The following is a 23,395-nucleotide window of genomic DNA, read 5'->3' as shown; positions in this document are numbered from 1 at the left end:
CGTCTGTCGCCAATCGATTCAAAATCTTCAATCCGGATAAATCCTTCTTTGCCGGGTAGTGATAATTGCTAATATAGATACGCCGCAAGTTCCGCCAATCCCCCTTCATCCATAACCCACTACTGTCTTCACGCTGATGAAGCCTGCGGGCAAAGATGGACGGGGTGGATTGGCGAAAAAACTCGCGACCGGGTGTTTCCCATGCCAAACGGCTGACTACGGAATGCCGTTCTGTCCGCTTTCACGTCATTTGCAACGCAAGCCGCCCCGGACATGGCTGGAATAGGCTAGAGGGGGCGCAATCCCCAATGGCGGAGACCTTCGACCACGCCATCCGCTTCCGTTGCGTCCGAGAGGAAAAGCCGGCTATTGCCGTCTGCCAGGGACACCAGTTCCCGCAGGGCATTGCCAACGATCACGCCGCGAACGCCGCTTAATTCGAACATCGCCCGATCATTGCCAGTATCGCCCGCGACGACCGATTCGTCGAGGCCGATACGCAGTTGTCCACATAACCATGCGAGGGCCGCGCCCTTGTCGGCGGCCTTCGGCAATATGTCGAGGTCGCGGCCGCTGGAATAGACGATGCGGGCATCGATGTCTGCTGCCCGCAGAGCGTTTTCAATGTCGGCAAGCGCCTTTTCATCGGCGTCATGCAGAAACCAGCTGGATTTGAGGCCATGCTGGTAGCGCTCCTCCTGCATCGTCACGCCCAGCTGGCCGGTCATGACATCGGCAATCCTCAGCGGGTCGAAACCGGTGCCGAGCGAGTGACTGTAGGCACATTCCAGTTCGCTGTGTTCTTTCGCATGCAGCATGGTTCCGACGCCGCCGATGATATAGTCGGGCCGCGGCAACGGCACCTCTTCGAGCAACGCAAGCTGGTCATCGACCAGCCTGCCACTGTTGAAGACGAGAAGCGGGCGACGCTCTTCCGGCAAGGCGTGCCAGAAATCGCGAAACCGGCGCGTGGCGTCGTTATCGCCGACGACGGTTCCGTCGAGATCGGTGGAAAAGAGGCGAAGCGGTCTCAATCGCCGTCATTCCACGGTTCGGCCCAGTCCGATTCTTCCAGAACCGGCATCATGGTCCTGCCTTCCACAAGAGCGAGAAGCTGCTGCGCAATGCCCGTCCAGGTGAACAGGCTGCGCGCCTTGTGTGCACCCATGCGGGAAAGCCGTCCGTAAAGCCGCTCGTGCTTGAAAGGCTTCATCATGGTGATGCCGAGGTCTTCCTTGTCGAAAGGATCGGCAAACAGCGCATGGCGGCCGTAGCTCACGGCCCGGAACAGCCCGCCATGGATGGTAACGACGGTCGGCGTGCCGCTCGCCATCGCCTCGATCGCGGTCATGCCGAAGGGCTCGTAACGGCTCGAAAGCACGAAGAGATCGGCGGCGCGATACATGTCCGGCAGGTCCTCGTCCGCGACGTAACCCGAAAATGCCACCTTGTCTTCCAGACCGAGTGCCTGCACCCGCTCCTTCAGCTGGTTGAGGATGGTGGTTTCCTGCTCGTCCATGTTCTCGCCGCCGACGGCCAGATGCAGTCGCGCTTCCGGTTCGCGCTCCGCCAGAACGGAAAAGCCGTCGATCAGCAGGTCGTACCCCTTGTTGGTGGCAAGCCGCCCAAGCGCCAGCACCACCTTGCCCTCAAAGCCGAAACGCTGCCGGATCATCTGCCGTGTCGCATCCGAGACCGGGAAGAAACGGTTGTCGTCGTAACCCGGCGGGATCATGTGGATGTGCTTGCGCTTGAGGCCGTAATCCTCGATCAGCACGTCCAGCTGCACCGGCGTTGTGGCGATCACCATGTCGCAGCTGCGATAGATGATCAGCTCGTGCTGGATGCGTTCCCTGAAGTTGAATTCCAGTTCGAACGTATCGGCCTTTTCCGGGTAATCGGTCTCCATCTGGCGCTTTTTCCAGATGCCGAGCGAATGCGGCGTGTGCAGATGCGGGATTTTCAGCGCTTCGGACAGCCGCTGCCCGGCCACGCCAGCATCCCAGTAATGGCTGTTGATGAAAGAATAATTCAGATCGTTTTTCTTGATGAAACGCAGCGCATTTTCGCACCATTCCATCAGGTGCCGGTGCAGATATTCCTTTGGAATGAAATCGCGCCCGCCGCAGGGAATGCGCACCACGCGGACGCGCTCGTCAACCTCGTCGAATTCCGGCTGGTCTTCGAAGCGGCGGGTGTAAAGATCGACAGTATAACCGAGCTGGCCGAGTTTGCGTGCAAGCTCAAGAACATAAACCACCTGTCCCCCGGTGTCCGCCGCGCCAAGTGGCGGGTGCGCGGCGACATAGCCATGCGTCGATATGAGAGCTATCCGCGGATAGCGTTCAGTTTCGCTCGTGGTCGTCATGGGTCCCATCTTGGTAAATTTTTCCAATTAACCCGATAAAAAGACCAAAGGGCACAAAAGGTTCCATCAAAACCTGAATAAAAGAGCTGTCGTATTTCGCCGGATGGCGTTTTCAGGTGCTGCGCTGCTGTTGCCTCAGGCGCGAAATCCGGTCCCATTCCCGCGCCTGATGCGCCTTGGATGTCGTCTCCACGATGAAGTCGATATGGGCCTCCGCCGCCGCCCTTGCCGCTGCCGGATCGCCGGCCGCGATGGCGTCATGGATGGCGATATGCTGTCTCAGCACCTCGTCATGGGCGCCGGCAACGGTGAAGATGAGATGGCGATTGTAGAAGATATCGTCGCTCAGAAGCCGGTAGCAGGAGCGCAGCGTGTGCATCAGCACGATATTATGCGCCGCCTCGCCGATGGCGTTGTGAAATTCCACATCGCCCGCAAGCTCCTCTTCGAAACGGCCCGCCTCATGCGCCTCACGCATCCTGTCGACGATGGCGGCAAGGTTGCGCCTGTCCGGTTCCGTCGCCCGCTGCGCGGCAAGTTCGGCGGTCATGCCTTCAATATAACGGCGATATTCGAGGAAATCCCGCGTCGCCCGGCTGTGGCGGGTGATCAGCGCGCTCAGGGGATCGGAAAAGACCGGGCCGACAATATCGGCGACATAGGTGCCGCCGCCATGCCGGCTCACGAGAAGGCCACGGGTTTCAAGCTCCTTCAGCGCTTCCCGCAGGATCGGCCGCGAGACATCGAGCCGTTGCGCCAGCTCGCGCTCGCCCGGCAGCCGGTCGCCATCGCGCAATATACCGTCGAGGATCAGCTCCTCGAAGCGCAGGATCACCTCCTGCGATGTGCGGCTGTGCTCGATGCGCGCAAATAGGGTTTCGTCCATCGCACAAGTCTCCGGCGAAAACCCGCCCCGTGTTTGATGCCGGGCAAATTATCAGCGAAGCATCGTACTGGTCAAATATTCTGTCCAGTTCCGCGCGGGTGGCGTCTTGTGTCCCTGCGGCAACTCGGCATCTGCCTTTCTAAACTGGCTTTTGTTAAAGCAGGCTTGGGACAGGGTGACGATGGCGGATTTTTGCCGTCAGATGGATCAAAACAATTACATCGGCTTCGATTGCGATGTTTTCATTGTGATCGATGTTTTAGAAATCCGGGACAGGAAGCGGGGACGAAATCGCAATGGCCAAGGGTAGATTTGCTTTCGCAAGCGCGCCGGAAAGGTCGCTGGCTCTGGGCGAGGTGCATGCGCGCCCCACGGTGCTGCTCGCGCCGTCGCGCATCATCATCCAGCTTGCCTTCATGATGGATGGCGGCTCCGCCGTGCATCACTCCGTGATCGCGGAAATGTCGCGCAGCCGCGGTGTCGCGCCGCCGGAACGCGACGCCCGCCACCATGCCATGCCGTGGGGACAGGGCACGCTGCGCTGGGAGCGGCACACGGAATTTTCCACCTGGTTCTGGGACGGGCCGGCGCCGGAAAAATTCGGCGGCGAGATTGCCGGCGACCCGTTCGGCGACGGCTTTTCGCCGCCTGGCTCGCTGATCTCGGGCGTGCGGCTGGAAATCCATCAGGACAACGCGCTCGCGGCGCGAGCCGAGACGATGTTCGAGCCGACCAGCCTCTGTCACAGCGACCTGCGCGACGGGCAGGCGGCGATCCTCACCGATTTCCGTCAGGATCGTGACGGGCTGACACAGATTCTGGTGATCGACCGCGGTTTGAGCGATTACAGCCGCGGCGCGCTGGTACAGCGGCTTCTCGATATCGAGACCTACCGCACGCTTGCCATGCTCGGCCTGCCGATGGCGCAGACACTGTCGCCGGAAATCCGCCGCATCGAGGATGGCCTGACCGGCATCACCCAGCGCATGAAAAACGGTGCGCGTGACGAGGCCGATGCGCTGCTGGCCGAGATGACCCGGCTTGCGGCCGAACTGGAAGCCAACGCCGCGCTCAGCCTTTATCGTTTCGGCGCCAGCCGTGCCTATGACGGCATCGTGCGTGAACGTATCCGGGCGCTCGCGGAAACCCCGGTGCACGGGCACGAAACCATGGGCAGCTTTCTGGAGCGGCGCATGGCGCCCGCCATGCGCACCTGCCAGTCGGTGGAAGAGCGACAGGCGAACCTCTCGCGCAAGCTCTACCGCGCCACGGCTCTGGTTCGAAGCTGGATCGATGTGGAGCTGGAGCGGCAGAATACCGTGCTCCTGAACACCATGAACAAGCGCGCGGCCATGCAGCTTCGCCTGCAGCAGACGGTGGAAGGCCTCTCCGTCGCCGCCATCTCCTATTATGTCGTCGGCCTCATCGGTTATCTCACCAAGGCGATCAGCCACGACGTGCTGCCGGTCGATCCCGCCGTGGTCACCGGTATCTCCGTTCCCTTCGCGGTTCTCGGCGTCTGGTGGGTGGTGCGTCGCATCCGCCGCTCCCATGCCGAGGGTGGGCACTGAGGGCCAGGTTTCCCTCTTTCCTGTGACACGCACAGGGATGAGGGAGGATAGGTGGTACCGATGCGAAGCCTGCCTCAGCCCTGCTCCCAATAGGGTGAAGGCCCATAAAGCCCGGCCAGATAATCGATGAACAGCCGCACTTTCGCAGGCAGGAACTGCCGGCTCGGATAAACCGCCGAGAGCGTGACGTTTCGCGACCCCTCATATCCCGGCAGGACCTGAACCAGCTTGCCGCTGCGCAATTCATGGCCGATATCCCAGGTGGAGCGCAGCGCAATGCCGAGTCCTGATATCACCGCCTCGCGGATCACCTCGCTGGAATTGGTTATAAGCATCCCCTCCGGGCGAATGCTCATCGCGCCGCCCGGTCCTTCCAGCCGCCAGACATCGTTATTGTGGGCCGGCAGGCAGCGGTGCTTTTTCAAATCCTCGATTGTCGCCGGCATCCCGTGCGCGGCCACATAATCCGCTGAAGCGCAGAGCACGCGACGCACCGGCGCCAGCCTGCGGGCGACGAGGCTGGAGGAATTGAGATCGGCGATGCGGATCGCCAGATCAAAACCACCCTCGATGATGTCGATGAACTCGTCGCTCAGCACGAGATTAACCGAGAGATCAGGATGCCGCTCCATGAAACCCTTCAGATGCGGCGCGACATGCATGCGCCCGAAGGAGGTCGGCGCGGAAACCTTCAGCGTGCCGTTGACCGTATTGGCCCGGCCGGACACGAAATCCTCGGCCTCTTCAAGTCCCTCCAGCACGGCCAGCACACGCTCGTAAAAACCCTGCCCCGCTTCGGTCAGGGAAATCTGCCGTGTGGTGCGCTGGAAAAGCCGCGCGCCGAGCTTTTCTTCCAGCCGCTTGATACGCTTGGAAATCACGGCGGGCGAATAACCAAGCTCTTTGGCGGCGAGCGACATGCTGCTGGAGGCGGCAACGCTTGCGAAGACTTCCAGATCGCCCAGATTCGTCATAGTTGCCCTCGATTGTTTCCGGAATGGAAAAAATCCATAACATTTGATTGCGCTGTTTCAAAGTGGTAAAGAAAGAATACCAGTTGGGAAAATGGCATGGAGGAGGCGCGGTGACGCAGCCGATCAAGTTTCTGGAGCCGTGCGCGAAAGTCGTCGCCGGCCGTGACCGCATCATAGCGGACCTCAAGGATATTCTGCCGGCGGACTGTCTTGTGCACGAACCGCGCGAACTCGTGCCTTTCGAAACCGATGCCTTCGTCTCTTATCGCCGGCTGCCGCTGGCCGTGGCGCTGCCGAAGACGACGGAAGACGTGGCGGCGGTGATGAAATATTGTCACCGTTACGGCATTCCGGTCGTGCCGCGCGGCGCCGGCACGTCGCTCTCCGGCGGCGCGATCCCGCAGGAGGATGCGGTGGTGATCGGCCTTTCGAAGATGGCCTCGATCCTCGAGCTCGATTTTTATAACCGTACCGCACGGGTGCAGGCGGGCGTCACCAATCTCTCCATTTCCGATGCGGCCGGCGCGGAAGGTTTCTTTTATGCGCCGGACCCCAGCTCGCAGCTTGCCTGCACCATCGGCGGCAATATCGGCATGAATTCCGGCGGCGCGCATTGCCTGAAATATGGCGTCACCACCAACAATCTGCTCGGCGTGAAAATGGTGCTGGTGGATGGCACGGTGCTGGAACTGGGCGGCAAGCACCTCGATGCTGCCGGCTACGATCTGCTCGCCCTCGTCTGTGGCTCGGAAGGCCAGCTCGGTATCGTGACGGAAGCGACAGTGCGGCTGATCGCCAGGCCGGAAGGCGCGCGACCGGTGCTGTTCGGCTTCGAGACATCCGAGGAGGCCGGCTCCTGTGTGGCCGATATTATCGGCGCGGGTATCATCCCGGTCGCCATCGAATTCATGGACAAGCCGGCCATCGAGATTTGCGAGGCCTTCGCCAAGGCGGGATATCCGCTGGATGTCGGCGCGCTGCTGATCGTCGAGGTTGAAGGTTCAGAGGCGGAAATGGACGCCATGCTGGCCGATATCGTCACCATCGCCCGAAAACATGGCGTGAAGACCGTGAAGGAATGCCAGTCGGCCATGGAAGCGGCGGCGATCTGGAAAGGCCGCAAATCCGCCTTCGGCGCGACGGGTCGTATCGCGGATTATATCTGCATGGATGGCACCGTGCCGCTTTCGCAACTTTCCTACGTGCTGAAAAAGACGAGCGAGATTACCGACCGGCTCGGCCTGCGCGTCGCCAATGTCTTCCATGCCGGCGATGGCAACATGCACCCGCTCATCCTGTTCAATGCCAACGACCCTGATGATGCGGCCCGCGCCGAGGAGGTGGGCAATGAGATATTGAAGCTCTGCGTGGATGCCGGCGGGTGTTTGACCGGCGAGCACGGTGTCGGCATCGAAAAGCGCGATCTGATGCGCCACCAGTATGCTGAGGCCGATCTTGCCCAGCAGATGGCGGTGAGGGCGGCTTTCGATGAGGGGTGGCTGATGAATCCGTCGAAGGTGTTTCCGCTGGAGGGGAGGGGATGATGGGTGTGAGGTTTGTGAGGTTGATGGGTGTGGCTTACCCCCCTCTGCCCTGCCGGGCATCTCCCCCTCAAGGGGGGAGATCGACAAGCGGCCACCTCTCGATCAATTCTCGAACGCTGCGATTGGAACGATCCGCAAGCCTCTTGCCGATCTCCCCCCTTGAGGGGGAGATGCCCGGCAGGGCAGAGGGGGGTATCTCTTGCTCAAAGGCCTCGACTCTATGCTGACCCCATACTCAGAAACACAGGCCGCCGATATCATCCGCGACCACGCAACGCGAAAAAAACCGCTGAAAATCATCGGTGGCAACACCCGTTCCGGTTTCGGCAACGCAGTCGCGGCAAATGATGCGCTCTCCTCCCGCGCCATGAACGGCATCGTCTCTTACGTTCCCGCCGAAATGGTCATGACCGTCAAGGCCGGCACTCCACTCGCCACCGTCGAAGCCGCCCTTGCTGAAAACCGCCAGATGATGGCCTTCGAGCCGATGGACCATCGCCCGATCATGGGAACTGCGGGCGAGCCGACCATTGGCGGCGTCTTCGCCGCCAATGTTTCCGGCCCGCGCCGTTATGTGGCGGGTGCGGCCCGCGATAGCCTGCTCGGCATCCGTTTCGTCAATGGCGGCGGAGAGATTATCAAGGCCGGCGGCCGTGTGATGAAGAATGTCACCGGGCTCGATCTGTCGAAATTCCTCGCCGGCTCTTTCGGCACGCTCGGTTTCCTCACCGAAGTGACCTTCCGTGTGCTGCCGAAACCGCCGGCCGAAAAAACCGTGGTCGTGTCCGGTCTCGATGACGAGGCGGCGACACGCATCATGGCGGCGGCGATGGCGATGAGCGTCGAGGTCTCTGGTGCGGCGCATCTGCCGGAAAGCGTTCGCTCCCGTTTCATCGATGGCGGATTACCGGACGGCCCGGCGACCATCCTGCGGCTGGAAGGGCTTTCCGCCTCGGTGGAGGCGCGCACGGCCAAACTCCTCTCGGTCATGGATCGGGTCGGGCCGTGGGCGCTGCTGGAGGCTGAGGAGAGCAGGCTTTTGTGGCGTCAGGTGCGGGATGTTGCACCCTATGCCGGACAGGGAGCGAAGCCCTTGTGGAAAGTATCGGTCGCGCCTTCAGTGGGTCATCGGCTTGTCGCGGCGTTGCGCATGGAAGCGGGCATAGACGCCTTTTACGACTGGCAGGGCGGCCTTGTCTGGATGCAGATGGAGGCCGACCCCGAGGCGGATTTGCTGCGCGGCGCGATCCGGGCGCTTGGCGGCGGTCACGCAACGCTGGTGAGGGCAAGCGATGCGGTGCGCGCCACGGTCGCGGCATTCGAGCCGCGCCCGGCCGCGGAGGCCATCCTGTCGGCACGGATCAGGGAAAAGCTCGATCCGGCGGGCATCTTCAATCCCGGCAAGATGGCCGGAGCGATATAAGGGCGGTCTGAACCATGCAAACATCCTTCACGCCGCAACAGCTGGCCGATCCGCACGTGGCGGAATCCGAAAAAATCCTGCGCAAATGTGTGCATTGCGGTTTCTGCACCGCCACCTGTCCCACCTATGTCACGCTCGGCAACGAGCTGGACAGCCCGCGCGGCCGCATCTACCTCATCAAGGACATGCTGGAAAACAGCCGCCCGGCCGACCGCGAGGTCGTCACCCATATCGACCGCTGTCTCTCCTGCCTTGCCTGCACCACCACCTGTCCCTCCGGCGTGGATTACATGCATCTGGTCGATCATGCCCGCGCCCATATCGAACAAACCTATAAGCGCCCCTTCATGGATCGGCTGTTCCGCAATCTTCTGGTCGCCGTTCTGCCCCATCCCACGCGTTTCCGGCTGGCGCTGCACCTGGCCCGGCTGGCGCGGCCCTTCTCAGGCCTGCTTGCCAGGGTGCCGGCGCTGAAGCCGCTGCAATCCATGCTCGCTCTCGCGCCCGCGGCCGTACCTGCCGCCTCCGCTTCCGCCCGCCCGGGTGAACGGCCGGCCGAGGGCGAAAAGCGCGGGCGTGTCGCCATTCTCACCGGCTGCGCCCAGCCGGTGCTCGACCCCGGCATCAACGAGGCGACGCTGCGCCTGCTATCGCGGCTCGGCATCGAGGTCGTGGTGCCGAAGGGCGAGGGCTGCTGCGGCTCGCTGGTGCATCACATGGGCCGGGAGGAAGAAGCGCTCGCCTCAGCCCGGCGTAATGTCGATGTCTGGACGCGGGAGTTGGAGAGCGGCGGCCTCGACGCCGTTATCATCACGGCTTCCGGCTGCGGCACCACCATCAAGGATTACGGCCATATGCTGCGGCTCGATCCGGCCTATGCGGAAAAAGCCGCGCGGGTCTCGGCGCTTGCAAAGGACATCACCGAATATCTCGCCACGCTCGATCTGCCGCAACGGCAAAGCCAGGGCCTGACGGTCGCTTATCATTCCGCCTGCTCCATGCAACACGGCCAGAAGATCACGCTCGCCCCGAAACAGCTGCTGAAGGCGGCGGGTTTTACCGTTCGCGATCCAGCGGAAGGGCATCTCTGCTGCGGCTCGGCCGGAACCTACAACATTCTTCAGCCGGAAATTTCCGCCAAGCTCAAGGCGCGCAAGGTGAAGAATATCGAAGCCACCCGCGCGGATGTCATCGCCACAGGCAATATTGGCTGCATCACGCAGATCGGAACCGGCACTGATATGCCGATCCTGCACACGGTTGAGCTGCTGGACTGGGCCTATGGCGGGCCGAAGCCGGCGCGGCTTTCGGTTTAGAAACGTCCCGTGGTACTTTCGACTGCGCAGTACCCGAGGCAGCTTTCGCGCACGCACTTTCGGCATCCAGCCGGCGCGCGTCGGCGCGACGAGAGGAGTCTTTCCAGCCCAATGACTTGGGCTGGCTGGATTCCGGCTCATGGCCGGAATGACGAAGAAAGAGAGCGTCGTCCACGCGGCACGCTTTGCGCCATATCTTTTAGAACTTATACGCCACGCCGAAATTCACCGCATTGGTGATGATATCGGTCTTCAGCGACGCGCCATTGTCGATATCCACATCGATAAAGGAATAGGTGCCCTTATATTCCACGAAGGTCGACCAGTTGTCGGTGATGCGGTAGCTGAGGCCGGCCTGTGCCTGCAGGGTGGCGCCGCCAAACTGGTATTCGAAGGTCTTGCCCGACGGACGGTTCACTTCCACATGCGGCACGTTGATGCCGACGCCGGCGCCCACATAAGGGGTGATCGGCAGGGATTCCAGCGGAAAGCGATAGAGCGCGTTGAGCGTCAAAAGGTTCAGGCCGTCGGTGAATTCGAAATGCGACCAGCCGGAGCGGGCGAGCGTCTGGTCGTCGGCATAAACCTTGTCATGGGTGAAATCGAGCGAGATACCGAAATTGTTGAACCGGCCCTCTTCAAACCAGTAGGTGCCGCGCACGCCCCAATAGGGCGGGCTGGAAAACGACTTGCCTTCCCAGCCGGCGCGAAAATCCGGTCCGTCGGAAACCGTTACGTCGCTGTGCGGCGCGCTTTGCCAGCCGCCATAACCGGAAATTTCAAATTCGCCTGCGATTGCGGCAGAGAAGGAAACGCCGCTGAGGAGCAGGGCGCAGACAAAAGAAGTGTGGCGCGGCATGGAGAGAATCCAAGTTGATATCAGAAATCCACCAAACCGTTTTTTGATAACATTTGAATGACAGAAACGAAAAACGGGCGGTCAGCTGACCACCCGTTTTAAGGCCGTTCCATCATCCCCCTGAGAGAGGTCCGGCGCCTGGCGTCCCCCGCCAAGTCTCGTCGAATGCTTCATTCAATTGAATTCAGCCCGAGTGTACCCGCGCAAGGCGGCAATTCAAGCGGATACGCCGCCCTGCCGGTCCTGAAGCGGCCGGAATGGCGTAACCGTTGCCGTCATATCACAATGACCTTGGTTCCGACGTTTACGCGCTCATAAAGATCGGTGACATCCTCGTTGCGCATGCGGATGCAGCCGGAGGAGTTGTTGCTGCCGATCGTCCAGGGCTGGTTGGTGCCGTGGATGCGGTAAAGCGTGGAGCCGAGATACATGGCGCGCGCGCCCATCGGGTTGGCCGGGCCGCCTTCCATGAAGGCGGGCAGGTAATGTCCCTTGGCCGCCTCGCGGGTGATCATTTCCTTCGGCGGGGTCCAGCTCGGCCATTCCGCCTTGCGGGTCACCTTGTGGGTTCCGGCCCATTCGAAGCCCGGTTTGCCGACGCCGACGCCATAACGCCGCGCCTTGCCGTCGGCGAGCACGAGATAGAGGAAGCGGTTCGGTGTATCGATGACGATGGTGCCGGGTTTTTCATTGGTCTGGTAGGTGACGATCTGCGGCAGGAACTGCGGCGCGATCTGCGTGCGCACCGGCGCGTTGGGTCGCACGGCGGCATTCTGCACCCGTGCGGGGCGCTGCGATGTGACGCCGGAGCTGGGGCGCTGCGGCGTGGCGGCCTGGCGCTGCTGGAAGAATGGCTGGCGTGCGGCAGGCGCGCGTGGATAAACCACCGGGCGCACATTGCCGCGACCACCCAGCTGCGTGACCCACGGTGCGGAAAGGTCCGGGCTGACGACGATCGGCGGGCGCTCGCGGTAACGCTCATTGGCCATGGCGGCCGGCACGGCGAGGGTGGAAACGAGGCTCAGCGCCAGAAAAACGGACTTCATCGTCATCGGGTGGACTCTCTCTGCGGTATGCCGCAACAATGGAAATGGCGGGGAATATTGTCCCGCATTGCCGGACACGTTCGCACCTCGACGCCAGCGAATCGTAAATGGCTGTTCATTAAAAAGCCCTTGATTAGGGAAAGCTGGATTTAAGGTTAGCGCCCGGTTTTGAAACGTGGTGAATGAGTGGTAAGTGCGCAGCTTTCAACGGTCACGGGCGGGAGCGGAAAAGGGTTGTTGCGGAATGAGCGAAGCGGGACTTGAAACCGGCCCGGATGGCCGCGTGCGGTGTTTCTGGCAGCAGGGGCTGGAGGATTACAGCCGTTATCACGATGAGGAATGGGGTTATCCCGTCACTGACGATCGACGGCTGTTCGAGAAAATCTGTCTGGAAGGTTTCCAGTCCGGGCTTTCCTGGCTGACGGTTCTGCGCAAACGCGAAGCTTTCCGGCTTGCCTTCGCCAATTTTGAATTCGAAACAGTGGCGGAGTTCGGCGATGCCGATATCGAGCGCTGCGTTGCGGACAAGGCCATCATCCGCCATCGCGGCAAGATCGTTTCGACCATCAACAATGCCCGCCGAGCGCTGGAACTGCGGGACGAATTCGGCTCGCTTGCCCGATATTTCTGGGGTTTCGAACCCGCCGCCGCAGAAAGGCCGCAAAGGCTGGACTATGCGACGTTAAGGGCCAACCCCACCAGCGCCGCCTCTATCCGCCTTTCCAAGGATTTGAAGAAGCGGGGCTGGACCTTCGTCGGCCCGACGACCGTTTATGCATTCATGCAGGCCATGGGTATGGTCAACGATCATATCGAAGGCTGCCATTGCCGCCAGCCGATCGAGGCGCTGCGGCGGGAGTTCATACGTCCATGAAGGTAACGTCCCTTCTTCTGGCTTTCACCATGACTGTGGCCGCCGTGCCGCATCCGTCTTTTGCGGAAAGCCGCAATGTCGATGGCATCTGGCTCGATGACGGTGAAAGGCTGAAGGAAGTCGCCCTGCCGCCGGCCGGACCGCTGAAGCTGGATGGCTGGACCCGGCGTGGGCGTGGCGATGTCTATCGCCTGAAGGTGAAGGCCGGGCAGACGGTGAAGATCGAGCTTGCCGCCTCCAGTGAATTTGTCCTGATGGCGATCTTCGATTTTTCGACGCCGGATGAGGATGCGATCTTCTTCAGCGATTCCGGCGGCAAGATCGCGACGCTGACGCCGAAGGCGGATACCGAATGGCTGATCCGCCCGACCCTCATTCTGGGATCGCCGCGCCGTGGCCTCGGCGCGCATTATACGTTGACGGTCAGCACCGGGACATAACGGCGCGCCCTCAGGCTGCCTGTGTCAGCACGATCAGGCCGAAACTCAGAACACCCAGCAGCACCAGCGACAGGCTGGCGGCGACGATGACCTTGCCGCCGGCATGGCGAAGGCTGCGAATATCGACCGAAAGACCCAGCGCCGCCATCGACATGATGGTCAGGATGTTGGAGAGCGAGGCGACGGGTGAAAGCAGAACTTCGGGGATGAGGCCGAAGGAACGGGCCATGATCATCAGCACGAAGCCGATGATGAACCACGGAACCATCTGCTGCAGCTTCAGGCGTCCCTTGCCGGACTGGCCATGGATGACGGAAAGCGTGGCGATGACCGGCCCCAGCATCAGCACGCGGATGAGCTTGACGATGGTGCCGGTCTGCACGGCAATCGCGCCGAGCGGGGCGGTGGCGGCGAGAACCTGCGGCACGGCATAGACCGTCAGGCCGGCGAAAATGCCGTATTGAGTGGCATCGAGACCCAGAAGCTGCGGCAGGAATGGCATCAAAAGCACGGCGGCGACGCCGAGAACCGCGGTAAAGGCAATCGATGCGGCGACATCTTCCGGCTTGGCGCCAATGGCGGGCGCGGCGGCGGCGATGGCGGAATTGCCGCAGATGGAATTACCGCAGGCGATCAGCGTCGCAAGCTTGGGCGGCAGGCCCAGCATTCGCCCGGCGGCATAGCTGACGATTAGCGACAGCGCGACGATCAGCGCGATGCCACCAATCAGCAGCCCACCGGCACCCTTGAGAATGGCAAGGCTGAGAGACGCGCCGAGAAGCGCCACCGCGATTTCCAGCAGGGTCTTGGCGCTGAACCTGATGCCGGCCGAAGCGACCGCTGGAAGCGACACCAGAGAACGCAAAAGTGTGCCGATCAGAATGGCAAGCACAAGATCGCCAAGCCATGCATGGCCAGCAAGCCGCACCTGAAAACGCTCGGCCAGAATGGCGGCGCAGCTGACGGCTGCGCAGAGCAGGATGCCCGGCAGAAGCGGGGTGAACCAGCGAAGGGAAAACTGAAAGGGATGGGTGAGGGTGCGATGCTGTGCCATGGCCAGACAATGCCGGAGCGGCCTGTTTTATTCTATCAAATAATATGGTATATATTATTCGATAAAATCGAATGAAAAGCCATGACGTTTGAACAACTCCGCATCTTTATCGCCGTCGCTGAACGCGAACATCTGACAAGGGCCGCCGAAGCCATCGGCCTGACAGCCTCCGCCGTCAGTTCCGCCATCAAGAATCTCGAGGCGTTTTATGATGTCGAGCTCTTTCATCGTGTCGGCCGCAACATCGAACTGACCGAAAGCGGCCGGGTATTTCTGGGCGAAGCAAAGGCGACCTTGGCGCGCGTGCGCAATGCCGAATTGATTCTCTCCGAAATGGGCGGGCTGACGCGCGGCGAAATCACCGTCTGCGCCAGCCAGACCATTGCAAGCTACTGGTTGCCGCCGATCCTGATGCAATTCAAGAAGCTCTATCCCGGCGTCACCGTACGGCTCGATATCGGCAATACCAAGACTGTCACGCAGGCGGTGCTGGACGGTCTGGCGGAGGTCGGCTTCATCGAGGGCAGGATCGACGAGCCGGCCTTGCTGGTGCAGCCCGTCGTGTCCGACAAGCTGCTGGTCGTCACCGGTTCGGCCCATCCCTTCGCCGATGGCCGTTATCTCACCGCGCTCGATATGCTCTATGGCACCTCATGGGTGTTGCGTGAGCAGGGCTCCGGCACCCGCTCCGCCTTCGAGGCGGCGGTGCGGCAGATGGGCGTCGATCCCGGCGAGCTTTCCGTCATGCTGGAACTGCCGTCCAACGAGGCGGTGGTGATGGCGGCGCGCTCGGGTGGGGCCGCGACGGCAGTTTCAGCCTCGGTCGCGTCACTGTTTTTGCGGCAGGGTTTGCTGGTCCGTTCGGGCATCGATCTGCCCGCCCGCAACTTCGCCCTTTTGCGCCATAAGGAACGCCACACCAGCCGCGCGGCCATGGAGCTGGAACGCCTCAGCCGTGCGGCATCGGAGGACTACAAGGCCGGTCTTGCGGGGGTGTAGGATATTTGGCGTTCGTGAGGTGCCAGACAAGTCCAGGCACCCGACATTGTCTCGCCCTTACGCCATAGCGTCGCCGATGAAGCGATAGGCTTCCGCTTGTTTCTTCTCCCCGTCGGGGAGAAGTCCGCGGCAGGGGGATGAGGGGGCGAGCTCTCCGAAACCCGGCAACGTTGCCCCCTTATCCGACCCTTCGAGCCACCTTCTCCCCGGCGGGGAGAAGAAAAAGTGGAGCGCCGCAGCCGGCGCTCCCCTTCAACAATAGCAATCACTTGCCCTTGGACTTCAGCCAGGCCTTCATCATGGCGATTTCGCCTTCCTGCGCCTTGATCACCTCTTCGGCCAGCTTGCGGATTTCCGGGTCCTTGCCATATTCGAGCTGGACCTTGGCCATATCGATCGCACCCTGATGATGCGGGATCATGCCGCGCACGAAATCGACATCGGCATCGCCGCTGTAATCGATGGCCATATCGCCATGCATCTTCTTGCTGGCCTCCATGAAAGCCTTGGTGGACTCGGTTTCGCTTGCGGCACCCTTGGACATGGTGTGCCCGGCATGGCCGCCTGCTTCCTGTGCGAAGACGGGCATGGCGAAGACGGCCGCGAAAGCGGCGGCGAGCGTGATGGTCTTGATAGACATGGATTATCCTTCCTGTGTCTGACGGATCTTTCGATGGATTGACTGGAAAAATCTGGTGTCAGGCGCGGGGAGGCGGCAGCGGCGGCGCGAAAGCCTTGCCGTTGAAGAGAACGCCACGCTGCGGCTTGGGGTAGGCGAAGATCATCCGGCCGGCATCGGCGAAGATCATTTGCGGAACCACGATCAGGCAGGCGGCGCAGGATCCGGGATGCGCGGCGTCATCGCCATGTGGGCAGCAATCGCCCATGCCGGATTTATGGGCTTTGGCTATATCCTGCGCATGGGTCTCGGCGCCGATGTCCTGATCTCCGGCATGGTTTGAATGGCGATTTTCATGACTCATCGCAGGTTGCGACGAAACGGCCATGCCTGTGCCCAGCGGCATGCTCATCGCCATCTGCGCCGGCATTGCACCGTAAAGCAGGCAGGCAAGAAACATCAAAGTGCGGACCATCAGGTGCATGGTGTGAATTTACCGCGAAAATTGTGGAATAAGCATGACGCTCAGGTCAGTTCACGCGCGATGACGTGATGCACGATGCGGTAATCCCTGCTTTCCTCGCCGAAGGGGGCAAGCGGCCATTCCCACGCGGCGGTGGGTGAGGAAATCTCGATGCCGTGCAGCAAATCCTCGTGCTGCTGCTGGCTGCCATCCCTGCCGGTGACATCGAAGGATGTGTCCGTTACCAGGCAGGCCTTGCAGGGAAGCCCGGCCAGCGCATCGAGATGCGTCCGAATGAGTTTCGCCAGCAGATCATCCGGCGCATTCGTGATCTTCTCGCGCTCCAGCCGGTGGCGTGCGCCGGTGCCGATCTGCGACAGGAGATTGGCTGAAACGACGAGATCGAGATAGGGCACCCGCCGCAGGAAATCGAGCGGTTCCGGCTGTCGGTCGGCGAGTACATCGTCAAAGCCGGAAAGATCGCGGTTGGCGATGCGGACGTTCTTTTTGGCATTGAGGCGCAGTTTTGCCTGCACGCTGGCGAGATGTACCAGATCAACCAGAACGACGGTATCGAACATCGCCACCAGCGCGTCATAGGGCACATCGCGCAAGAGGCCGGACCCCAGCACCACTGCTGTTCGCCGCTGTCTCAGCTTTCTGGCCGATTGCAGCACGAATTGACGGCTGTTGTCCTCATGCTCCGCCCATGCCTTGGCGCAGCGGTTGGCGCGCGCCCACAGGTTGACGGAATAGCGGATATGCGGCCGGAATTCTTTCGGCGTGACCGCGCGGGTGGCGGCATATTGCAGGGCTTCGAGGATCATGGATGCCTAACGGTAGATTTCACGGCGATGGCCGATTTCGACCACCAGCACGACGAGCTTGTGATCCTGTATATCGCAGATGATGCGATAATCGCCCACCCGGTAGCGCCAGAAATTTCCAAGCTCGGAGCCCTGCAGGGCGGCGCCGGTTTTACGGGGGTTGTCATCCTTGGCGATCCGGTCCGCCAGAAAGGAAATGATGCGATTGGCATCACTCTTCGCCAACTTGCCCAGTTGTTTGACGGCAGCCCGTTGGAATTCAATTCTCCAGGTCAAGATCACGCATCACTTCTTCCAGAGTATAGGTGCGTTCTTTATTGGCGATGCGCTGCCGCGTCGCCTCTTCCGCGAGATAGAGGTCTTCCATATCCTCGATATGTTTCTCGATCGCCTCGCGGATGTAATAGGCGGATGTGCGGCCGGTGCGCTCGGAAAGCGCCTTCAGCCGCTCATAGGTCTCATCAGGCAGGCGGATGGCTGTCTGTTTGCTCATGGGTCGCGTCCTTCCCGATCTCAATTGGGATACATGTATCCCATATAGCACCGCTTGGCTGCGCAGGCCAGTAAAACCGCAGCCTTTGCGGCTTGCCGCACCGGGCTTCATCCTCTAATACACCGGCTTGATTTCAGGAAAATATCGGACCGGTCCCATGAGCGAAAAAGCAAAAAAGCCTCAGAAACTGAAAGCCCGCCTGCCGCGCGGCTTCGTGGATCGCTCGGTTGCCGATATCCATGCCACCAATGAGATGATCGAGAAGATCCGCAAAGTCTATGAGCTTTACGGCTTCGATCCGGTGGAGACCCCGCTGTTCGAATATACCGATGCGCTCGGCAAGTTCCTGCCGGATAGCGACCGGCCGAACGAAGGCGTGTTTTCGCTACAGGATGATGACGACCAGTGGATGAGCCTGCGCTACGATCTCACCGCGCCGCTCGCTCGCCATGTCGCGGAAAATTTCAACGAAATCCAGCTGCCGTACCGCACCTATCGCGCCGGTTATGTCTTCCGCAATGAAAAGCCCGGCCCCGGCCGCTTCCGGCAGTTCATGCAGTTCGATGCCGATACGGTGGGTGCCGCCGGCGTGCAGGCCGATGCCGAAATGTGCATGATGATGGCCGATACGCTGGAAGCGCTCGGTATTGCGCGCGGCGACTATGTCATCCGCGTCAACAACCGCAAGGTGCTCGACGGCGTCATGGAAGCCATCGGCCTCGGCGGCGAGGACAATGCCGCCCGTCGTCTCAATGTGCTGCGTGCCATCGACAAGCTCGACAAGTTCGGTCCTGAAGGCGTGAAGCTGCTGCTCGGTCCCGGCCGCAAGGATGAATCCGGTGATTTCACCAAGGGTGCGGGCCTTGGCGAAGAGCAGATCGAAAAGGTGCTGTTTTTCGTCGGCATCAAGGACTATGCGGCAAGCGCCGACGATCTGGCCAAACTGGTCGCGGGCACCTCGAAAGGCGAGGAAGGTGTTGATGAGCTGAACATCATCGGCGCTCTGGTTACCAGTGCCGGTTACGATGCGACGCGCATCAAGATCGACCCCTCCGTCGTTCGCGGCCTCGAATATTATACCGGCCCGGTCTATGAGGCCGAGCTGACCTTCGATGTCACTAATGAAAAGGGCGAAAAAGTCGTGTTCGGCTCGGTCGGCGGCGGCGGCCGTTACGATGGCCTCGTGTCGCGCTTCATGGGCCAGCCGGTTCCGGCCACGGGCTTCTCCATCGGCGTTTCGCGCCTGATGACGGCGCTGAAGAACCTCGGCAAGCTCGGTCAGGTCAAGCCGCTTGCCCCCGTTCTGATCACCGTCATGGACGGCGATGTGGAGAGCATGGGCCGTTACCAGCGCTTCTCGCAGGCGCTGCGCGCCGAAGGCATCCGCGCTGAAATGTATCAGGGCAACTGGAAGAAATTCGGCAACCAGCTGAAATATGCCGACCGTCTCGGCTCCCCCATCGCCATCATCCAGGGCGGTGACGAGCGTGCCGAAGGCGTGGTGCAGATCAAGGATCTGATCGAAGGCAAGCGCCTCTCCGGCGAGATCGAGGACAATGCCAGCTGGCGCGAGGCGCGTGTGGCGCAGGTCAGCGTGCCGGAGGCCGATCTGGTGGTGAAGGTCTGCGAAATTCTGGAGCATCAGGCAGAGGACGTTCGCCGCGCCGCCGAAGAGCGTTAAGGCCATGGCGATCCTCGCGCTCGACCATGTTCAATTGGCGATGCCGGCGGGCCGCGAAGATGAGGCGCGCGCTTTCTATGGCGGCCTGCTCGGCTTTGCGGAGCAGGCAAAGCCTGCCAATCTGGCCGCGCGCGGCGGGTGCTGGTTCAGCCGGGGTTCGATAAAACTGCATCTCGGCGTCGAGCAGGATTTCCGCTCGGCGCGCAAAGCCCATCCGGCCTTTCTGGTCGATGATCTGGCAACTTTGCGAAAAACACTTGAAACAGCAGGCTGCCATGTGGTTGAGGATGAGCCGCTGGAAGGGTATCACCGGTTTTATGTCCATGATCCCTTCGGAAACCGCATCGAAATGATGCAGCCGCTCGAACCGTGACGAAAAGTACCGTTCCATGCCCCTGATCGACATGCCGGAGTTTTCCGGAGAGCTACTGGAAGAATTCGCCGCGCGCCGCACGAGCCGTGTGAACACGCCCGTCATCCAGCCCGCCGAACCGTTTCTGGATATGGCCGGCGAGGATTTGCGCCGCCGTATCTTCATGACGGAGAGCGAAACGGGGACAAGCCTGTGCCTGCGCCCCGAATTCACCATTCCGGTCTGCCTGCGCCACATCGAGACGGCGACCGGCACACCGAAGCGTTATTCCTATCTCGGCGAAGTCTTCCGCCAGCGCCGTGAGGGCGCCAACGAGTTTTATCAGGCCGGCATCGAGGATCTTGGTGATACCGATATCGCTGCCGCCGATGCCCGTGCCGTCATCGACGCAACCGCCATATTGAAACGGCTGCTGCCCGGCCGGGCGCTCGCCGTCACGCTCGGCGACCAGCAGGTTTTCGAGGCGGTGGTTGCCGCCCTCGGCCTGCCGCTCGGCTGGCAGAAGCGGCTGGTGCAGGCTTTCGGCGATATGGCGCAGCTCGACGCGCTGCTGGAAAGCCTTGTGCATCCCAAGCCGATGACCGGCCTCGATGCCCGCGTCGCCGGCCTGCTGGCGACGGGCGACGAGACGGTGCTGGTCGATTATCTCGATACGGTGATGCAGGAAACCGGCTATTCCACCAATGCCAGCCGCTCGCCGCAGGAAATCGCCCGCCGTCTGCGGGAGAAGCTGGCGCTCGCGGCCACGCGGCTGCCGGATGAAAGCTTCGCGCTGCTCAAGCAGTTCCTTGCCCTGAAGGCACCCCTGCCGCAGGCTTCGCAGGTTCTGGCTGATTTTGCCGCAAAGGCGAAGCTGAAGCTGGATGGCGCGCTTTCCGCTTTCGACAAGCGTGTCGCAGCCCTTGCCAATGCCGGTGTCGATCTCGAAACCGTGACCTATGGCGCGGCCTTCGGTCGCCCGCTCGATTATTACACCGGCCTTGTCTTCGAGGTGGTGGAAGCGGGCGGCGACAGCGTTCTGGCCGGCGGCGGCCGTTTCGACCGGTTGCTGACCCTGCTCGGCGCACAGGAAAAAATCCCGGCTGTGGGCTTCTCGCTCTGGCTGGATCGTATCGAAGCGGTGCGCGGGAGCGACAAGCCATGATCACCATCGCATTGCCCTCCAAGGGCCGGATGAAGGAAGACGCCTCCGCCGTTCTGGAACGCGCCGGGCTGAAAGTCGCGCCTGTCGGCAATGACCGTTCCTATCGCGGCCGCATCGAAGGGCGAGACGATATCGAAATCGCCTATCTGTCGGCTTCCGAGATCGCCCGCGAGATCGGCGCCGGCACGGTGGATTTCGGCGTGACGGGTGAGGACCTTGTGCGCGAGGGACTGACCAATGCCGATGCGCAGGTGGAATTCTGTGCCCGCCTCGGTTTCGGCCATGCGGATGTCGTGGTTGCTGTGCCGGAAATCTGGCTGGATGTGGACAGCATGGCCGATCTTGGCGATGTGGCGTCTGAGTTCCGCGCCCGCCATGGCCGGAGACTGGCGATCGCCACCAAATATTGGCGGCTGACGCAGCAGTTCTTTTCGCGCCAGCACGGCATTCAGCTTTACCGCATCGTCGAAAGCCTTGGCGCGACCGAGGGTGCGCCGGCGGCGGGGCAGGCGGATATCATCGTCGATATAACCTCCACCGGCTCGACGCTGAAGGCCAACCATCTGAAAATCCTCTCCGATGGCATCATCGTCCGTTCGGAAGCCTGCTTCGTGCGTGCCCGCAAGCCGGAACATGATGGCGATGCGACGGTTCAGGAGATCGCCTCGCGCATAAGGGCGGCGGTCTGACGATAGAAAACAAAAAGCCGCCGGAGCGATCCGGCGGCTTTTTGTTGGTCGATTTATTTGGCTTATGCGTGGGCAACAGCCGCGCCGCGCCGAGCGTCGATGGAATAGGCGCCGGGGCCGAAGGCGGCAAGCAGGATGTAAGCGCCGGCAAGGGTGATGTTCTTCACCATCATGATGCCGTTCAGCGTGTTGATCCAGCCAAGAGCCGGCTCAGGCCAGCCGGGAACGGCAACGGTGCCGCTGTGGAAAACCAGACCGGTGAAGACGCAGAAGACGGCAAGCGCCCAGGCGGCGATTTTGGTCTGGAAACCAACGAGAATGGCAAGACCGGCAACGAGTTCGAACAGGCCTGCGAGATAGGCAAGCGCGGTTGCGGCGGGCAGGCCGGCGCCGGTGATCATGCCGGCCGTGCCAGCCGGATCGGCGAGCTTGCCAAAGCCCGATGAGATGAAGATGAAGGAAAGCAGAATGCGGGCGATGAGAACGAGGACGTTCTGGCTGCTGGACATGGATATCTCCGGTGGATGATCGGCGTGTCGCCGGTTAGCTGCAAGGCAATGTCTGGAGATATCAATGCCCGAAAATCACTCATCTATAAAGATGAACGACAGAAGACAAATTGTCTTCATTTTGTGAACAATCTTCGGTCTCAACCGGCGTGGTCAGGCGGCGAAGCGGATATCTTCAAACCGCGGAAACAGGAACAGCCCGGAAATCCAGCCCTGCTGGCCGCCTTCGAAGCCGGAGGATTCGCCCATGCAGATGACCGGCTGCCGCATTGCCGGCAAGATGGAGACGCCGGTTGAAAAACAGAAGCGCGAGGGGGTGGTGGAAGCCTGCTCGAAAAGTTCAAGCACGCGCGCGTGGTCGCCACGGTCATAGCAGCGGACCAGGCTGAGCAGTCCGCATTCGCCCGGCGGCAGGCCGTGCATGAAAGACGCGTGTTCGCCAAGCCGGATGACGCCGCTCGCAAGATCGCTGCTCCATTCCTCCGAAATAAAGAAATGCGACAGGGTTTGTGGATCGGGCATGGTTGCCGCAGCTCCGGGCAGAGCATCGTTGCGTCTTGATATCTCGAACAAATCGCGCCCCCGCTGAACATCGTGCCAGCGCCGCTATTTCCAAGCGTCGCCGTCAGATTGTACTTTCACCGCCATCCGCAGTTGGACGTATTTGCAAGCATCGAAACCCCTTCAATGCTTGCGTCCTGTCGCGGCACCCTTATGGGCGCTGACTTATAGTTTATTTTCCTCTACCGACAACAACCGATCAGTGAGAAAATCAAAAATATTATGTATTCCTTCATCGCAATCGCGAAATATATGAAAAAAGACAACTAAATGTCGAACTTATAGGTCCGGAAATGCGGAATTCCGAGCCGCCGGCGATGGTGATTCGCCCATCTGGATGTCCCATTATTGCATAGGTCGCTGAAAACAAGCCGGCTAAAGTTACGGATGTCTCAAAAAGAGACAATATTTTGAAGCGACGCCCGCCATTGCGGTTTGCAGGCTCCTGTATAGCCTGAATGCGGAGTTGCTCCGTGGAATTTTTCAAAAGAAAAAGGGCGATCCGGAGACGACCCTTTCCTCATTTCAGTGACAGGACTGATTGGAAGTCCATGCCGTCCGTCTGGCGCGCTTGCGACGCCGGACCACTCGAAGGGCATGGGCGGCAAACGAAAAAGGGCGATCCGAAGACCGCCCTTTCTTAATTCCGGTGACAGGACTGATTAGAAGTCCATGCCGCCCG

25 protein-coding genes are annotated in these 23,395 nt (G+C 61.0%); 11 read left to right on the top strand and 14 right to left on the bottom strand.

Features of this window, described 5'->3' with window-relative positions:
- Nucleotides 1-287: 287 nt before the first annotated feature.
- The 3 genes from N434_RS00130 to N434_RS00120 form a co-directional block, all read right to left on the bottom strand.
- Nucleotides 288-1,034 carry an HAD-IIB family hydrolase gene (locus N434_RS00130; protein ID WP_110755406.1) on the bottom strand — a complete coding sequence of 249 codons (747 nt, stop codon included), beginning with the start codon at nucleotides 1,032-1,034 and terminating at the stop codon, nucleotides 288-290.
- The gene (locus N434_RS00125; protein WP_162883092.1) at nucleotides 1,031-2,377 is read right to left on the bottom strand and encodes a glycosyltransferase family 4 protein; all 1,347 of its coding nucleotides are present in this window, start codon (nucleotides 2,375-2,377) and stop codon (nucleotides 1,031-1,033) included. Before N434_RS00125 ends, N434_RS00130 begins: the two co-directional genes overlap by 4 nt.
- Nucleotides 2,378-2,480: 103 nt before the next feature.
- A complete protein-coding gene (locus N434_RS00120; protein WP_110755404.1) occupies nucleotides 2,481-3,254 on the bottom strand; it encodes a FadR/GntR family transcriptional regulator in 774 nt (257 codons plus the stop codon).
- Between the two features lie 296 nt (nucleotides 3,255-3,550).
- On the opposite strand from N434_RS00120, the gene N434_RS00115 reads away from it, so the two are divergent.
- Nucleotides 3,551-4,825: a DUF3422 family protein gene (locus N434_RS00115; RefSeq protein WP_065114952.1), complete on the top strand. Its 1,275-nt coding sequence runs from the start codon at nucleotides 3,551-3,553 to the stop codon at nucleotides 4,823-4,825.
- Nucleotides 4,826-4,899: 74 nt separating this feature from the next.
- Here the strand turns inward: N434_RS00115 and N434_RS00110 are convergent, their stop codons facing one another.
- The gene (locus N434_RS00110; protein WP_110755402.1) at nucleotides 4,900-5,799 is read right to left on the bottom strand and encodes a LysR family transcriptional regulator; all 900 of its coding nucleotides are present in this window, start codon (nucleotides 5,797-5,799) and stop codon (nucleotides 4,900-4,902) included.
- Nucleotides 5,800-5,909: 110 nt separating this feature from the next.
- On the opposite strand from N434_RS00110, the gene N434_RS00105 reads away from it, so the two are divergent.
- The 3 genes from N434_RS00105 (at nucleotide 5,910) to glcF (ending at nucleotide 10,082) form a co-directional block, all read left to right on the top strand.
- Entirely contained in the window at nucleotides 5,910-7,343 is a 1,434-nt protein-coding gene (locus N434_RS00105; protein WP_110755400.1) for an FAD-linked oxidase C-terminal domain-containing protein, read from the top strand.
- A 220-nt stretch (nucleotides 7,344-7,563) separates the two neighbouring features.
- Nucleotides 7,564-8,766, top strand: a complete 1,203-nt coding sequence (glcE, locus tag N434_RS00095; protein WP_110755399.1) for a glycolate oxidase subunit GlcE — start codon at nucleotides 7,564-7,566, stop codon at nucleotides 8,764-8,766.
- A gap of 14 nt (nucleotides 8,767-8,780) precedes the next feature.
- Nucleotides 8,781-10,082 (top strand): glycolate oxidase subunit GlcF, encoded by a 1,302-nt coding sequence (gene glcF, locus N434_RS00090; RefSeq protein WP_110755397.1) that lies wholly within the window; start codon nucleotides 8,781-8,783, stop codon nucleotides 10,080-10,082.
- A 199-nt stretch (nucleotides 10,083-10,281) separates the two neighbouring features.
- Here the strand turns inward: glcF and N434_RS00085 are convergent, their stop codons facing one another.
- Both N434_RS00085 and N434_RS00080 read right to left on the bottom strand, forming a co-directional pair.
- A complete protein-coding gene (locus tag N434_RS00085) occupies nucleotides 10,282-10,941 on the bottom strand; it encodes an outer membrane protein (RefSeq protein ID WP_110755395.1) in 660 nt (219 codons plus the stop codon).
- A 275-nt stretch (nucleotides 10,942-11,216) separates the two neighbouring features.
- The gene (locus tag N434_RS00080; protein ID WP_110755393.1) at nucleotides 11,217-11,993 is read right to left on the bottom strand and encodes a L,D-transpeptidase; all 777 of its coding nucleotides are present in this window, start codon (nucleotides 11,991-11,993) and stop codon (nucleotides 11,217-11,219) included.
- A gap of 238 nt (nucleotides 11,994-12,231) precedes the next feature.
- Here N434_RS00080 and N434_RS00075 point away from each other — a divergent pair, with 238 nt between their 5' ends.
- Both N434_RS00075 and N434_RS00070 read left to right on the top strand, forming a co-directional pair.
- Complete coding sequence (locus N434_RS00075) at nucleotides 12,232-12,861, top strand: DNA-3-methyladenine glycosylase I (RefSeq protein ID WP_110755392.1); 630 nt, start codon at nucleotides 12,232-12,234, stop codon at nucleotides 12,859-12,861.
- Nucleotides 12,858-13,301, top strand: coding sequence for a hypothetical protein (locus tag N434_RS00070; RefSeq protein ID WP_110755390.1), 444 nt, complete (start codon nucleotides 12,858-12,860; stop codon nucleotides 13,299-13,301). Before N434_RS00075 ends, N434_RS00070 begins: the two co-directional genes overlap by 4 nt.
- A 10-nt stretch (nucleotides 13,302-13,311) precedes the next feature.
- Here the strand turns inward: N434_RS00070 and N434_RS00065 are convergent, their stop codons facing one another.
- A complete protein-coding gene (locus tag N434_RS00065; protein WP_065114961.1) occupies nucleotides 13,312-14,355 on the bottom strand; it encodes a YeiH family protein in 1,044 nt (347 codons plus the stop codon).
- An 81-nt stretch (nucleotides 14,356-14,436) separates the two neighbouring features.
- On the opposite strand from N434_RS00065, the gene N434_RS00060 reads away from it, so the two are divergent.
- Complete coding sequence (locus N434_RS00060) at nucleotides 14,437-15,354, top strand: LysR substrate-binding domain-containing protein (RefSeq protein ID WP_110755389.1); 918 nt, start codon at nucleotides 14,437-14,439, stop codon at nucleotides 15,352-15,354.
- A 265-nt stretch (nucleotides 15,355-15,619) separates the two neighbouring features.
- On the opposite strand, the gene copM is transcribed toward N434_RS00060, so the two are convergent.
- From copM to relB, 5 genes are read right to left on the bottom strand one after another with little or no spacing between them, the layout of a single operon-like run.
- Nucleotides 15,620-15,994, bottom strand: coding sequence for a CopM family metallochaperone (gene copM, locus N434_RS00055; protein ID WP_110755387.1), 375 nt, complete (start codon nucleotides 15,992-15,994; stop codon nucleotides 15,620-15,622).
- Nucleotides 15,995-16,052: 58 nt separating this feature from the next.
- The gene (locus N434_RS00050; protein ID WP_286172037.1) at nucleotides 16,053-16,457 is read right to left on the bottom strand and encodes a hypothetical protein; all 405 of its coding nucleotides are present in this window, start codon (nucleotides 16,455-16,457) and stop codon (nucleotides 16,053-16,055) included.
- Between the two features lie 41 nt (nucleotides 16,458-16,498).
- Nucleotides 16,499-17,263: a hypothetical protein gene (locus N434_RS00045; protein ID WP_110755385.1), complete on the bottom strand. Its 765-nt coding sequence runs from the start codon at nucleotides 17,261-17,263 to the stop codon at nucleotides 16,499-16,501.
- A gap of 6 nt (nucleotides 17,264-17,269) precedes the next feature.
- Nucleotides 17,270-17,539: a type II toxin-antitoxin system RelE family toxin gene (locus N434_RS00040; RefSeq protein ID WP_110755384.1), complete on the bottom strand. Its 270-nt coding sequence runs from the start codon at nucleotides 17,537-17,539 to the stop codon at nucleotides 17,270-17,272.
- Complete coding sequence (gene relB / locus N434_RS00035; RefSeq protein ID WP_003503188.1) at nucleotides 17,523-17,756, bottom strand: type II toxin-antitoxin system RelB family antitoxin; 234 nt, start codon at nucleotides 17,754-17,756, stop codon at nucleotides 17,523-17,525. The genes N434_RS00040 and relB overlap by 17 nt, the downstream gene beginning before the upstream one ends.
- Before the next feature lie 157 nt (nucleotides 17,757-17,913).
- On the opposite strand from relB, the gene hisS reads away from it, so the two are divergent.
- Genes hisS through hisG form a run of 4 tightly spaced genes read left to right on the top strand, consistent with a single transcriptional unit; the run spans nucleotide 17,914 to nucleotide 21,643 of the window.
- A complete protein-coding gene (gene hisS / locus N434_RS00030; RefSeq protein WP_110755382.1) occupies nucleotides 17,914-19,437 on the top strand; it encodes a histidine--tRNA ligase in 1,524 nt (507 codons plus the stop codon).
- A gap of 4 nt (nucleotides 19,438-19,441) precedes the next feature.
- On the top strand, nucleotides 19,442-19,810 hold the full coding sequence (locus tag N434_RS00025; RefSeq protein WP_110755380.1) for a VOC family protein: 369 nt from the start codon (nucleotides 19,442-19,444) through the stop codon (nucleotides 19,808-19,810).
- A 16-nt stretch (nucleotides 19,811-19,826) separates the two neighbouring features.
- Nucleotides 19,827-20,954: an ATP phosphoribosyltransferase regulatory subunit gene (locus N434_RS00020; protein ID WP_110755379.1), complete on the top strand. Its 1,128-nt coding sequence runs from the start codon at nucleotides 19,827-19,829 to the stop codon at nucleotides 20,952-20,954.
- The gene (gene hisG, locus N434_RS00015; RefSeq protein WP_110755377.1) at nucleotides 20,951-21,643 is read left to right on the top strand and encodes an ATP phosphoribosyltransferase; all 693 of its coding nucleotides are present in this window, start codon (nucleotides 20,951-20,953) and stop codon (nucleotides 21,641-21,643) included. Before N434_RS00020 ends, hisG begins: the two co-directional genes overlap by 4 nt.
- 62 nt (nucleotides 21,644-21,705) lie before the next feature.
- Here hisG and N434_RS00010 read toward each other — a convergent pair whose 3' ends face one another.
- Both N434_RS00010 and N434_RS00005 read right to left on the bottom strand, forming a co-directional pair.
- The gene (locus N434_RS00010; protein WP_110755375.1) at nucleotides 21,706-22,152 is read right to left on the bottom strand and encodes a DoxX family protein; all 447 of its coding nucleotides are present in this window, start codon (nucleotides 22,150-22,152) and stop codon (nucleotides 21,706-21,708) included.
- 153 nt (nucleotides 22,153-22,305) lie between these two features.
- On the bottom strand, nucleotides 22,306-22,725 hold the full coding sequence (locus N434_RS00005; RefSeq protein WP_110755374.1) for a hypothetical protein: 420 nt from the start codon (nucleotides 22,723-22,725) through the stop codon (nucleotides 22,306-22,308).
- Nucleotides 22,726-23,395 lie beyond the last annotated feature (670 nt).

This window comes from Rhizobium sp. UGM030330-04 (assembly GCF_003208455.1).
Classification (GTDB): Bacteria; Pseudomonadota; Alphaproteobacteria; order Rhizobiales; family Rhizobiaceae; genus Agrobacterium; species Agrobacterium rhizogenes_A.
Note: the sequence above shows the minus strand (reverse complement) of the source record. Positions and strands in the feature narration are given on the sequence as shown.